The organism is Burkholderia sp. GbtcB21 (assembly GCF_019091065.1).
In the GTDB taxonomy this organism is placed as follows: domain Bacteria; phylum Pseudomonadota; class Gammaproteobacteria; order Burkholderiales; family Burkholderiaceae; genus Burkholderia; species Burkholderia pyrrocinia_C.
This window is the reverse complement of record NZ_JAGXKA010000014.1, coordinates 129,130-141,097: the sequence shown is the minus strand read 5'-3', so window position 1 is coordinate 141,097 and position 11,968 is coordinate 129,130. Positions and strand designations below refer to the sequence as shown.

Annotated in this window: 10 protein-coding genes; 6 read left to right on the top strand and 4 right to left on the bottom strand. The window is 68.9% G+C overall.

The annotated features are described in order from the left end of the window. Nucleotides 1-9 precede the first annotated feature (9 nt). From KVT39_RS27285 to mmsB, 3 genes are all read left to right on the top strand, one after another. A complete protein-coding gene (locus KVT39_RS27285) occupies nucleotides 10-1,329 on the top strand; it encodes an MFS transporter (RefSeq protein WP_034179859.1) in 1,320 nt (439 codons plus the stop codon). A gap of 116 nt (nucleotides 1,330-1,445) precedes the next feature. Beyond that, nucleotides 1,446-2,972 (top strand): CoA-acylating methylmalonate-semialdehyde dehydrogenase, encoded by a 1,527-nt coding sequence (locus KVT39_RS27280; RefSeq protein WP_217590636.1) that lies wholly within the window; start codon nucleotides 1,446-1,448, stop codon nucleotides 2,970-2,972. 213 nt (nucleotides 2,973-3,185) lie between these two features. Then, nucleotides 3,186-4,076, top strand: a complete 891-nt coding sequence (gene mmsB, locus KVT39_RS27275) for a 3-hydroxyisobutyrate dehydrogenase (protein ID WP_217590635.1) — start codon at nucleotides 3,186-3,188, stop codon at nucleotides 4,074-4,076. 131 nt (nucleotides 4,077-4,207) lie between these two features. Here the strand turns inward: mmsB and KVT39_RS27270 are convergent, their stop codons facing one another. The 4 genes from KVT39_RS27270 to KVT39_RS27255 all read right to left on the bottom strand — a co-directional run bounded on the left by KVT39_RS27270 (nucleotide 4,208) and on the right by KVT39_RS27255 (nucleotide 8,970). Then, on the bottom strand, nucleotides 4,208-4,540 hold the full coding sequence (locus tag KVT39_RS27270; RefSeq protein ID WP_034179862.1) for a hypothetical protein: 333 nt from the start codon (nucleotides 4,538-4,540) through the stop codon (nucleotides 4,208-4,210). A 224-nt stretch (nucleotides 4,541-4,764) separates the two neighbouring features. After that, on the bottom strand, nucleotides 4,765-7,182 hold the full coding sequence (locus tag KVT39_RS27265; protein ID WP_217590634.1) for a c-type cytochrome: 2,418 nt from the start codon (nucleotides 7,180-7,182) through the stop codon (nucleotides 4,765-4,767). Continuing rightward, complete coding sequence (locus KVT39_RS27260; RefSeq protein WP_105392134.1) at nucleotides 7,172-7,675, bottom strand: (2Fe-2S)-binding protein; 504 nt, start codon at nucleotides 7,673-7,675, stop codon at nucleotides 7,172-7,174. Before KVT39_RS27260 ends, KVT39_RS27265 begins: the two co-directional genes overlap by 11 nt. A 137-nt stretch (nucleotides 7,676-7,812) precedes the next feature. Further along, the gene (locus tag KVT39_RS27255; protein ID WP_217590633.1) at nucleotides 7,813-8,970 is read right to left on the bottom strand and encodes an FAD-dependent monooxygenase; all 1,158 of its coding nucleotides are present in this window, start codon (nucleotides 8,968-8,970) and stop codon (nucleotides 7,813-7,815) included. A 298-nt stretch (nucleotides 8,971-9,268) separates the two neighbouring features. On the opposite strand from KVT39_RS27255, the gene KVT39_RS27250 reads away from it, so the two are divergent. From KVT39_RS27250 to KVT39_RS27240, 3 genes are read left to right on the top strand one after another with little or no spacing between them, the layout of a single operon-like run. Beyond that, complete coding sequence (locus tag KVT39_RS27250) at nucleotides 9,269-10,021, top strand: Asp/Glu racemase (protein ID WP_131947776.1); 753 nt, start codon at nucleotides 9,269-9,271, stop codon at nucleotides 10,019-10,021. 27 nt (nucleotides 10,022-10,048) lie between these two features. After that, nucleotides 10,049-10,879, top strand: a complete 831-nt coding sequence (locus KVT39_RS27245; protein WP_034179867.1) for an alpha/beta fold hydrolase — start codon at nucleotides 10,049-10,051, stop codon at nucleotides 10,877-10,879. Between the two features lie 48 nt (nucleotides 10,880-10,927). Further along, complete coding sequence (locus tag KVT39_RS27240) at nucleotides 10,928-11,968, top strand: 2,5-dihydroxypyridine 5,6-dioxygenase (protein WP_034179868.1); 1,041 nt, start codon at nucleotides 10,928-10,930, stop codon at nucleotides 11,966-11,968.

Sequence of the window (11,968 nt, the reverse complement as noted above, 5' to 3'; positions counted from 1 at the left end):
GGAGACACCATGCAGACCCGATCCACCCTCGATGAGCATGCGACAGTCGCGACGCCGGCCCCCGCCCGCACCGCGAAGCACTACCTGCTGGCCGGCTGGGCCAGCATGGCCGGCACGACGATCGAGTGGTACGACTTCTTCCTCTACGGCACGGCCGCCGCGCTCGTGTTCAACCGCATCTTCTTCCCGTCGCTGGACCCCGTCGTCGGCACGCTCGCCGCGTTCGGCACGTTCGCGGTCGGCTTCATCGGGCGGCCGATGGGCGGCATCGTGTTCGGCCACTTCGGCGACCGGATCGGCCGCAAGTCGATGCTGATGATCACGCTGCTGCTGATGGGCGTGCCGAGCATGATCATCGGGCTGATCCCGTCGTACGACAGCATCGGCTACTGGGCCGCCGCGCTGCTGATCGCGATGCGTTTCCTGCAGGGGATGGCGGTCGGCGGCGAATGGGGCGGCGCGGTGCTGATGGCCGTCGAACACGCGCCGAAGGGCCGCAAGGGGCTGTTCGGCAGCCTGCCGCAGACGGGTGTCGGGCTCGGCCTGATCCTGTCGTCGCTCGCGATGGCCGCGGTGGCCGCGCTGCCGGAAGCGGACATGCTGTCGTGGGGCTGGCGCGTGCCGTTCCTCGCGAGCATCGCGCTCGTCGGCCTCGGCTGGTTCATCCGCGCGAAGGTGCCCGAGTCGCCCGACTTCGAGAAGATGCAGCGCCAGGGCAAGGCCGAGAAGTCGCCGGTGACGGCCGCGCTGCGCCGCCATCCGCGCGAGGTGCTGACGATCGTCGGCGCGCGCGCCGCCGAGAACACGTGGTTCTACATGGTCGTCACGTTCGCGCTCGCCTACGCGACGCAGCAGCTTCATCTGCCGAAGGCCGAGATGCTGCACGCGATCACGGCCGGCGCCGTGCTGTCGCTCGTCACGATGCCGCTGTGCGGCCACCTGAGCGACCGCATCGGCCAGCGCCGGATGTTCGCGATCGGCCTCGTGCTGATGTGCGCGTTCGCCGCGCCGTTCTTCATGATGCTCGGCACGCAGCAGACGTCGTACGCATGGTGGGCGATCGTGCTCGGCCTCGGCGTCGTGTTCCCGATCCTCTATGCGCCGGAATCGCTGCTGTTCGCGCAGCAGTTCCCGGCGGAAATCCGCTACAGCGGCATCTCGCTGTCGGTGCAGCTCGCCGGCGTGATCGGCGGCGGCTTCGCGCCGATGATCGCGACGTCGCTGCTCAAGGCCGGCGGCGGCCAGCCGCATTACGTGATCGCATACCTCGTCGGCTTCGGCGTGTTCGCGCTCGTGTGTACCGCACTGATGCGGCCGCCGCGCGCCTGAGCACGCCGGCCGGCATCCGTCCGAACCCGGTTCGCCCTGCTGTCCGCCGCGCACGCACGTGCGGCGGATACAGGCTGCCTTTTCATTGCAACACCGCTTCCCTCTCGGAGAGTTCCATGAACGCCGCAGTTCCCCAGACCACCCTCGCCCTGCCTACCGCCAAGCTGCTGATCGACGGCGCGTTCGTCGAATCGCAAAGCGCCGAATGGGGCGACATCGTCAACCCCGCGACGCAGGAAACGATCGGCCGCGTGCCGTATGCGACGCTCGACGAGGTCGACGCCGCGATCGCGTCCGCGCAGCGCGCATTCCAGACGTGGAAAACGACGCCGATCGGCGCACGGCTGCGCATCATGCTGAAGTTCCAGGATCTCGTGCGCCGCAATCTCGAACGGATCGCGCACACGCTGACGGCCGAGCAAGGCAAGACGCTGCCCGACGCGCAGGGCGACATCTTCCGCGGCCTCGAAGTGGTCGAACATGCCTGCTCGATCGGCACGCTGCAGCAAGGCGAATTCGCGGAGAACGTCGCGGGCGGCGTCGACACCTACACGCTGCGCCAGCCGATCGGCGTGTGCGCGGGCATCACGCCGTTCAACTTCCCCGGCATGATCCCGCTGTGGATGTTCCCGATGGCGATCGTGTGCGGCAACACGTTCGTGCTGAAGCCGTCGGAGCAGGATCCGCTGTCGACGATGCAGCTCGTCGAACTCGCGATCGAGGCCGGCGTGCCCAAAGGTGTCCTGAACGTCGTGCACGGCGGCAAGACGGTGGTCGACCGCCTGTGCACGCACCCGGACATCAAGGCGATCTCGTTCGTCGGCTCGACGCGCGTCGGCACGCACGTGTACAACCTCGGCAGCCAGCACGGCAAGCGCGTGCAGTCGATGATGGGCGCGAAGAACCACGCGGTGGTGCTGCCCGATGCGCACCGCGAGCAGACGATCAACGCGCTCGTCGGCGCGGGCTTCGGCGCGGCCGGCCAGCGCTGCATGGCGACGTCGGTCGTCGTGCTCGTCGGCCCGGCGCGCGACTGGCTGCCCGAGCTCGTCGAGAAGGCGAAGCGCTTGAAGGTGAATGCGGGCGCGGAAGCCGGCACCGACGTCGGCCCGGTCGTGTCGAAGGCCGCGAAGGAACGCATCCTGTCGCTGATCGACGAAGGCGTGAAGGCCGGCGCAAAGCTCGAACTCGACGGCCGCAACGTGAAGGTGCCCGGCTACGAGCGCGGCAACTTCGTCGGCCCGACGATCTTCTCGGGCGTGACGACCGACATGTCGATCTATACGGAAGAAATCTTCGGGCCGGTGGTGGTCGTACTCGAAGCCGACACGCTCGACGAAGCAATCGCGCTCGTCAACCGCAACCCGATGGGCAACGGCGTCGGGCTGTTCACGCAGAGCGGCGCGGCCGCGCGCAAGTTCCAGAGCGAGATCGACATCGGCCAGGTCGGCATCAACATCCCGATTCCGGTGCCGGTGCCCTACTTCAGCTTCACGGGCTCGCGCGGCTCGAAGCTCGGCGATCTCGGCCCGTACGGCAAGCAGGTCGTGCAGTTCTACACGCAGACGAAGACGGTCACCGCGCGCTGGTTCGACGATGATGCGACGGCCGGCGGCGTGAACACGACGATCGCGCTGCGCTGATAGATATGCATGCGGCCGGGCCAAGCGTCGAAGCGTCAGGTCTGGTCGACCGCGAAGCATGGGACCGGACCAAGCGCTGAAGCGCCAAGTCCGGTCGACCGCGAAGCATGGGACCGGACCAAGCGCTGAAGCGCCAAGTCCGGTCGACCGCGAAGCATGGGACCGGACTAAGCGCTGAAGCGCCAAGTCCGGTCGACACACAGGAGACTGCACATGGAAATCGCATTCATCGGGCTCGGCAACATGGGCGGCCCCATGGCCGCCAACCTGCTCAAGGCCGGCCACGCGCTGACAGTGTTCGACCTCGACGCGAACGCGGTCGACGCCGCGGTGCGCGCGGGTGCGACGGCGGCCGGCTCGCCGCGCGACGCGGCCGCGCGCGGGGCGGTCGTGATCACGATGCTGCCGGCCGCGCAGCACGTGCGCGCCGTCTACCTCGGCGACGACGGCGTGCTGGCCGGCGCACGCGCAGGCGCAACGCTGATCGACTGTAGCACGATCGACCCCGGCACCGTGCGCGCGGTGGCGGAAGCCGCCGCGCAGCGCGACTTCCCGCTCGCCGACGCGCCCGTGTCGGGCGGCACCGGCGGCGCGCAGGCCGGCACGCTGACCTTCATGGTCGGCGCGGACGCCGCGCTGTTCGAGCGGATCCGCCCCGTGCTGCTCGACATGGGCAGGAACGTCGTGCATTGCGGCGGCACAGGCACCGGGCAGATCGCAAAGATCTGCAACAACCTGCTGCTCGGGATATCGATGATGGGCGTATCGGAAGCAATGGCGCTCGGCGCCGCGCTCGGCATCGAGCCGGCCGTGCTGGCCGGCATCATCAACACGTCGACCGGCCGCTGCTGGAGCTCGGACACATACAACCCGTATCCGGGCGTGAACGACGCGGCGCCGGCCGCGCGCGGTTATGCGGGCGGTTTCGCGGCGAACCTGATGCTGAAGGATCTCGGGCTCGCGACCGAAGCCGCACGAAGCGCGCACCAGCCGGTGTGGATGGGCGCGGTCGCGCAGCAGCTCTATCAGTCGATGAGCCAGCAGGGGCTCGGCACGCTCGACTTCTCCGCATGCGTGAAGCTGTACGAGGCACAGCCGGCATAGCCTGCGCAGCCGACGCCGGACGTGCGCCGACCCGCGATGCGCTTGCGCGTATCGCGGGTCGGATTGCATGCGGGGAAGGAAAACGCAGGTGCCGCTTCAGGCGGCAGTCGCACGGCAATGCCGCGAGCCGTTCAACCGCGCGGGTTCGACGCCGTCTCGAAGGTCGGATGGCACTCGAACGCGAGTTCGGAGCGTGCGTCGACGCGGCGGCCGCCGGTCAGCGACTCCTGCTTCATGCTCGCGCGCATCCCGCGCTGCGTGCAGTAGTTGGTGGCTTCGTTGACGGCCTTCTCATGGGCATCGGCCCACGTCGTCGACACGCCGACCGTGCGCGTCGTCACGGTGAATACGTTCGGGTTCGACGTCGCGGTCACGTCGGAAGCGGTTGAACACGCGGCGAGCAAGCATGCGGCAGCCGCGACGGTCAACCATCGCAGGGTTCGAAAAGAAACTGACATGGACATGAGGGCAGGCACACGTCGGCCCGACGTGCATTGAACAACATAGGCGACAGTATGCCTGCCCGATCGCCGGAGATCATGCCCTTTTCAGCGAACACATTGTTTCGAATGGTTAAACGATGGCCGATGCAGGCAAGATTTACAGCCCGGCGCCGCGCCCGTTTTCATCGCACAAGTAGTTTTGCCCGGTCGTCGCGCCATTTCGTGCCCTCACGCTCGTGCGCCGGTCAATGCACGCGCTCCTGCCTGATCCTCGCCGATGCTTCGGCCAGGTTGCGCCACGCCGGCTGCCCCGGCGCATAGCGCGCGCGAATGTACGCGGCGAGTTCGGCCATCTGCCGATCGTCGAACGCGTCGCCGAAGCCCGGCATGTAACCGAGCCGGTCGGTGGCCGGCTGGTCGATCCCGTGATGCAGCACGCGCAGCAGGTTGTCCGGCGCCGCCTGGCTGACGCTCGTGTTGAGCCCCATCAGCGGACGCACGCCTAAATGCCCGACGCCGCCCGATTCCGCGTGACAGACCGCGCACGCCGCGTCGAACGCGCGGCGGCCGTTCTCGAGGCCGAGCGTCGCGACGGTTTCCGCACCGCGTGCCTGACGGCTGGCCGCGTCTGCGGCCACCGCAGCGTCGACGGGTGGCGACAGCGACGCAAGGTAGTGCGCGATCGCCCGTACGTCCGGCTCGGGCAGCGACGCAAGCCCCGCGACGACGGGCGCCATCGGCCCGGCCGCGACGCCGTGCTGCGCGGAGAAGCCCGTGCGCAGGTAGTCGAACAACGCGCCTTCGGTCCACGGCACCGGTGCGGCCGGCGACGCGACGAGCGGCGGCGCGACCCATCCTTCCGCTTCGCCGCCCGACAGGTACGCGAAGCCGCCCTTCTCCGCGCCCAGCGCATTGCGCGGCGTGTGGCACGCGCCGCAGTGCCCGGCGCCGTCGACCAGATACTTGCCGCGATTCCACATCGCGGAGAGTGCCGGGTCCGGCGCAAACGGCCGCGCGTCGTGAAACAGCCAGTTCCAGCCGGCGACGAGGCGCCGCTGATCGAGCGGGAACGGCAGCTTCGTCTTCGGCGGCACATGCTTCACCGGCGGCTGCGACATCAGGTACGCATAGAGCGCGAGCAGGTCCGGCTCGCTCAGCTTCGCGAACGCCGTGTACGGGAACGCCGGGTACAGGTGCGTACCGTCGCGCGAGATGCCTTCGCGCATCGCGCGCGCGAACGCCGGATACGACCATGTGCCGATGCCGGTTTCCGGATCGGGCGTGAGGTTCGTCGTGTAGATCGTGCCGAACGGCGTATCGAGCGCGAGCCCGCCCGCGTTGGTCGCGCCGCCGGGCGCGGTGTGGCATACCGCGCAATCGCCGGCGATCGCGACCTGGCGGCCGCGTTCGAGCATCGCCGCGCTCCACATCGCGCCGTCCGCGCCGCCGGGTGCGACAGGCGCGATCGGCGCGGGCCCCGGCAGGATCGCGCACGCGAGCCCGATCAGCCCGCCGACCACGCCGCCCGCGCCGCCGCCGGCCAGCCAGCGGCGCCAGCGTGAAACGCGGCGCGGCCCGACATGCGGCCCATCGCCGCAATCGACCGGCGCCGGTTGCGCGAGGGCCGCGCGAATGCGCTCGGCATCGAACGGCGGTGCGCGAAAACGCACGCCCGTCGCGTCGTACAGCGCATTCGCGATCGCCGCCGCGGCCGGTGCCGCCGCCTGCTCGATCCGGCGCGCATCGTGCGCGGACAGTTCGCCGTGCGCGCGGTGCGCCGCATCGTCGGAAGCAACCAGTTCATGCGCGATCGCGTCCGGCTGCGCACCGGCATCGCTCTCGTCGTGCGCGGGCCGCGCCGACAACCGCGCGCCCATCACGCGCGAAATCGCCGCCTCGATCTGCCATGCGGGCAAACCGGCCATCGATGCGTCGCCCGGTTTGCCCGCACCTTGTCCGGCCACGACGCGCCGCACCGCGACGTCGCCGGTCGCGCGGTCGACATCGAGATCGACGACCCATGCGGACCAGCGCGTGTCGCCTTCACGTGCGGCAGCTGCTGCCGGTGGTTCGCCGCCGGACGGTGCCGCAAGCGCGCCGGCGCCATCGAATGCGAAGCCGCGACCGCTGACGCGCGAACGCGCGTTCGCGTCGGCCGCGACCGGCGCGCCCCATGCGGCGCGTTCGCTGACCATCCGGATAATCTCGCGCGGCCCCGCATCCCGCGCTGCATCGAGATGCTGCAGGCGCAACGCGACCGGGTCGCGCCGCAACGCGCCCGCGAGTTCGTCGACGAAGGATTCACGGGCGAACACGTGCGCATGGCCGGGAATTGCATGACCGACGTCGGCCAGTTCGATCGACGTCTGCGCGTGCCGGTAGACGAACGGCGATGCGGGGCCGGATTCCTTACCCTCGATCGTCGAACCGCGAAGATCGTCCGTTATCGCGCTAGCTGCCTGCGCGCGATAGCGCCAGCTCGTCATCCGCCCGTCGGGTGCGGTCCGGGTTTCGATATCGAGCGATGCGTGCGTGCGCGTATCGCCGACCGGCCATTCGTAGCGTGCGTGATGCGTACTCGATACGTCGGCGGTGCCTTCGTCGCGCGGCTCGTGCGTCGTCACGCGCCCCTGCTCGACCGGCGGGTTCAGGTCATGCTTCATCGCCGTCCCGCAGATAGCGTGCAGCGCGATGCACGGCCCGGATGATCTCCAGGTGCGTGCCGCAGCGGCACAGGTTGAAACGCAGCGCATCGCGGATCGCCGCATCGTCCGGCGCGGGGTTGCGGTCGAGCAGCGCCTTCGTGCTCATGATCATCCCGTTCAGGCAATAACCGCATTGCGCGGCCTGCTCGTCGATGAACGCGCGCTGGATCGGATGCGGTGCGTCGCGCGACCCGAGCCCTTCCAGCGTCGTGACGTCGCGCCCGCTCGCGGCGGCGGCCGGCACCACGCACGAACGCGTCGCCTGCCCGTCGACGAGCACCGTGCACGCGCCGCACTGCCCGAGCCCGCAGCCGTATTTCGGGCCGTTGAGCGCGCAGTCGTTGCGCAGGACCAGCAGCAGCGGCGCGTCGGGCGCGGCCTCGTCGAAGGTGTGCGGCGTGCCGTTCACGCGAAACGCCAGCGGCCGCGACGGAGAAGCGGGATGGGACATGAATGGATCCGGAATGCGGCGTGCAGGCCGAGGGCCGGCGCACGCCCGACGACATATAACACGCCGAAAAACACGGGTTCCGGCACATCGATCCCCGCGACAGCGAAGCGCCGGCCGGCGCGGGAATCGCGCGCGCGTCAGGCCGCGGCCGCCACGTTGTTGCGCGACGGCGAGACGAGCGGCACGTCGAACACGTCGTAGCCGAACACCCACGACGGATCCTCGTTCGTGCGCAGCCACGTGTTGTTGTGCGACACGAGCTGCACCTTCGACGCGCGCGCCGCGCGATTCGCCTCGTACAGCGCAAACGCGCCCGCGTAGTCGCTCGCACCGACCTCGTCGAGACAGCGCGCGAGCATCGCCGCATCCTCGATCGCCATCGCCGCGCCCTGCGCCATGTGCGGCTTCATCGGATGGCATGCGTCGCCGAGCAGCACGAGCCGGCCGCGGCTCCACAGCGGCAGCGGATCTCGTTCGAGCAGCGGCCACTTGGTGATCGACGGCGACACGTCGATCAGGTGCTGGATGTCGGCGTGGAAACCCGCGAACGCGTCGCGCATCTCGTCGCGGCTGCTGTCGACCATCGACACGCCTTCGGGCCATTCGGCCTGCGGCACGCCGGTCACGTAGTAATACTCGTCGCGCTTCTCGGTCACGTAGTAGACCATCATGTGGCGATCCTCCGACCACCACTTCACGCACATGTCGTACGGCTTGTTGCCGAGCAGCGATGCCGGAAACACCGCGCGGTGCGCGACATAACCCGTATAGCGCGGCGGCTCCGCACCGAGCAGGTGCTCGCGGATCCGCGAATTCACGCCGTCCGCGCCGATCACGATGTCGGCCGTCTCGACGCTGCCGTCGGAGAACGTCAGGCGCACCGCGTCGCTGGTGTCCTCCACCGCCGCGAGCCGCTTGCCGAAGCGGATCGTGCCGGGCGTCACCGCCTGCGTCATCAATGCGTGGAAATCGCCGCGATGCACGGTCAGGTAGCTCGCGCCGTAGGTCTTGCGCGCGTAGTCGCCGAGCGGGATCTGCGCGAGCACGTCGGCCGTCTGCCAGTCGCGGCTGTACCAGAAATCCGGATGCGAACCCATCGTGTTCAGCGCGTCCTCGCAGCCGATGCGCCGCATGATCTTCATCACGTTCGGGCCGAGGTGGATGCCCGCGCCGAGGCGCGAGAACGCCGGCGCCTGCTCGTACAGCGCGACGTCGTAGCCGCCGCGCTGAAGCAGCGCCGCGGCGGCCGTGCCGCCGAGACCGGCGCCGATGATTGCGATACGGGGTGTGCTCATGCGGATCTCCTGATCGTGAGCCCGTCGCCTGACACGGCGCTAGAACGGGCGGATTGAATGGCGTTTATTTAGCGTACACACTCAATTTATTCAGGACAAGCGGATTGTTGATCGCTGCAATCTCATTCGGGAAAACACCGATAAATACTCGGATATCCACGTGCTCAAACGCTCAACACGTGCCGAGCATCATTTTGATCCATTGCCATTTTCAAATGTACACACTAGACTTTGCTCGAAATCCGGCGATCCCGCGCCAGCGTGCCGCCCCTCCCTTACCGACACGGAGCCTCCCGTCATGAGCAAGACCTACCGCATCGGCCAGATCGTGCCGAGTTCCAACACGACGATGGAAACCGAGATCCCCGCGATGCTGCGGTTGCGCGAAACGATCCGCCCCGAGCGCTTCACGTATCACTCGAGCCGGATGCGGATGAAGAAGGTCGTCAAGGAGGAGCTGGCGGCGATGGATGCCGAATCCGACCGCTGCGCGCTCGAACTGAGCGACGCGCGCGTCGACGTGCTCGGTTACGCATGCCTCGTCGCGATCATGGCGATGGGGCACGGCTACCACCGCGTGTCGCAGGCGCGCCTGACCAAGCACACGGCCGACAACGGTGCACAGGCGCCCGTGCTGACGAGCGCGGGTGCGCTCGTCGACGCGCTGAAGGTGATCGGCGCGAAGCGCATCGTCGTCGTCGCGCCGTACATGAAGCCGTTGACGGAACTCGTGGTCGACTACATCCGCAACGAAGGCTTTGAAGTGCTCGGCTACCGCGCGCTGGAAATTCCCGACAACCTCGACGTCGGCCGTCACGATCCGGCACGCCTGCCCGACATCGTGAAAACGCTGCCGTACCAGGACGCCGACGCGATCGTGCTGTCCGCATGCGTGCAGATGCCGTCGCTGCCGGCCGTCGCGAAGGTCGAGGCGATGACGGGCAAGCCGGTGATCACGGCCGCGATCGCGACCACCTACGCGATGCTGCGCGAGCTCGACCTCGAGCCGGTCGTGCCCGGCGCCGGCGCGCTGCTGTCCGGCGCGTACTGAACGCTGCCCTTCCGACGGAGTCCATTCATGCCCTCGACTTTCCTGTACGGCGCGAACATCCGCGCGAACGGCATCCGCCAGCACTACCTGCGCTACGGCGGCGCGACCGGCGCGCGCGCATCGCGCCCTGCGATCGTGCTGATTCCCGGCATCACGAGCCCCGCGATCACCTGGGGTTTCGTCGGTGAAACATTCGGCGCGACGTTCGACACCTATGTGCTCGACGTGCGCGGCCGCGGGCTGTCCGACGCATCGCCATCGCTCGACTACAGCCTCGATGCGCAGGCCGACGACGTCGCGGCGCTCGTCGCCGCGCTCGGCCTGCCGCGCACGAGCCTCGTCGGCCATTCGATGGGCGCGCGGATCGCCGCGCGTGCGGCGCGGCGCGGCATCCGCGGGCTCGCATCCGTCGTGCTCGTCGATCCGCCCGTGTCGGGCCCGAACCGCCGCGACTATCCGGGCAAGCTGCCGTGGTACATCGACTCGATGGCGCTCGCGCGCGCCGGCACCGACGCCGAAGGCATGCGCGCGTTCTGCCCGACCTGGACCGATGCCGAACTGCAGTTGCGCGCCGAGTGGCTGCATACCTGCGACGAGCGCGCGGTACGCGCGAGCTATGAAGGATTCCATACCGACGATTTCCATGCGGACGCCGCACAACTGGCCGTGCCATCGCTGCTGATCACGGCCGAACGCGGCGACGTGGTGCGCGACGACGACGTCGCGGAACTGCAGCGCGCGACGCCGTCGATGCAGCACGTGCGCGTGCCCGACGCCGGCCACATGATCCCGTGGGACAACGCGCCGGGCTTCTACGCGGCGTTCGGCAGCTTTCTCGGCGCGCCGCTCGCGGCCTGATCGCTCGGCGCCCGCCCCTTTTCCCTCACGCCTTTACCGGAGCCGACGATGCCAGTCAGCGACACCCAACTGATCGACGCGTGGAAGCAGGTGCTCACGCTGTCGCGCCTCGAACCGGGCCAGACCGTCACGATCCTGACGAGCGCGGCCACCCACCCGCAGACGCTGTCGTGCGCGCTGATCGCGACGCAATCGATGGGCGCGATCGTCAACCGGCTCGACCTGCCGCCGGTGAACGGCGAGAAAGCGTTCAGCCGCGACCCGCTCGCGTATCTCGGCACGACGCCGCTGACCGGCAACAAGGCCGCGATCGCCGCGCTGCGCGAGAGCGACCTCGTGCTCGACCTGATGACGCTGCTGTTCTCGCCCGAACAGCACGAGATCCTGAAATCCGGCACGAAGATCCTGCTCGCGGTCGAGCCGCCCGAAGTGCTCGTGCGGATGGTGCCGACGCTGGCCGACCGCACACGCGTGCTCGCCGCGGCGAAGCAAATCGCCGCCGCCCGCGAGATGCGCGTGACGTCGGCGGCCGGCACCGCGCTCACCTGCCCGCTCGGCGACTTCCCGCCGACTGCCGAATACGGCTTCGTCGACGCGCCCGGCCGCTGGGATCACTGGCCGAGCGGTTTCGCGCTGACCTACCCGAACGACCGCACCGCGCGCGGCACGATCGTGATCGACCGCGGCGACATCCTGCTGCCGCAGAAGCACTATGTAAGCGAGCCGATCGCGCTGACCGTCGAAGGCGGTTATGCGACGCGCATCGAAGGCGGCGTCGACGCCGACCTGCTGCGCGACTACATGGAGACCTTCGCCGACCCCGAAGGCTATGCGATCTCGCATATCGGCTGGGGGCTGCAGCCGCGCGCGCGCTGGTCGACGCTCGGGCTGTACGACCGCGAGGCGACGATCGGGATGGACGCGCGCGCGTTCGAGGGCAACTTCCTGTTCTCGCTCGGCCCGAACAACGAAGGCGGCGGCAACCGCACGACCACCTGCCACATCGACATTCCGCTGCGCCGCTGCACGGTCGAACTCGACGGCGCAACCGTCGTGCGCGACGGCCGCGTGACCGATCAACCCGCGTGA

Excerpts from the sequence above, each read along its gene's own strand:
- KVT39_RS27255 (WP_217590633.1), bottom strand. The coding sequence starts at position 8,970 with ATGAGCACACCCCGTATCGCAATCATCGGCGCCGGTCTCGGCGGCACG.
- KVT39_RS27250 (WP_131947776.1), top strand. The coding sequence starts at position 9,269 with ATGAGCAAGACCTACCGCATCGGCCAGATCGTGCCGAGTTCCAACACG.
- KVT39_RS27260 (WP_105392134.1), bottom strand. The coding sequence starts at position 7,675 with ATGTCCCATCCCGCTTCTCCGTCGCGGCCGCTGGCGTTTCGCGTGAAC.
- KVT39_RS27270 (WP_034179862.1), bottom strand. The coding sequence starts at position 4,540 with ATGTCCATGTCAGTTTCTTTTCGAACCCTGCGATGGTTGACCGTCGCG.
- KVT39_RS27285 (WP_034179859.1), top strand. The coding sequence starts at position 10 with ATGCAGACCCGATCCACCCTCGATGAGCATGCGACAGTCGCGACGCCG.
- mmsB (WP_217590635.1), top strand. The coding sequence starts at position 3,186 with ATGGAAATCGCATTCATCGGGCTCGGCAACATGGGCGGCCCCATGGCC.
- KVT39_RS27240 (WP_034179868.1), top strand. The coding sequence starts at position 10,928 with ATGCCAGTCAGCGACACCCAACTGATCGACGCGTGGAAGCAGGTGCTC.
- KVT39_RS27245 (WP_034179867.1), top strand. The coding sequence starts at position 10,049 with ATGCCCTCGACTTTCCTGTACGGCGCGAACATCCGCGCGAACGGCATC.
- KVT39_RS27265 (WP_217590634.1), bottom strand. The coding sequence starts at position 7,182 with ATGAAGCATGACCTGAACCCGCCGGTCGAGCAGGGGCGCGTGACGACG.
- KVT39_RS27280 (WP_217590636.1), top strand. The coding sequence starts at position 1,446 with ATGAACGCCGCAGTTCCCCAGACCACCCTCGCCCTGCCTACCGCCAAG.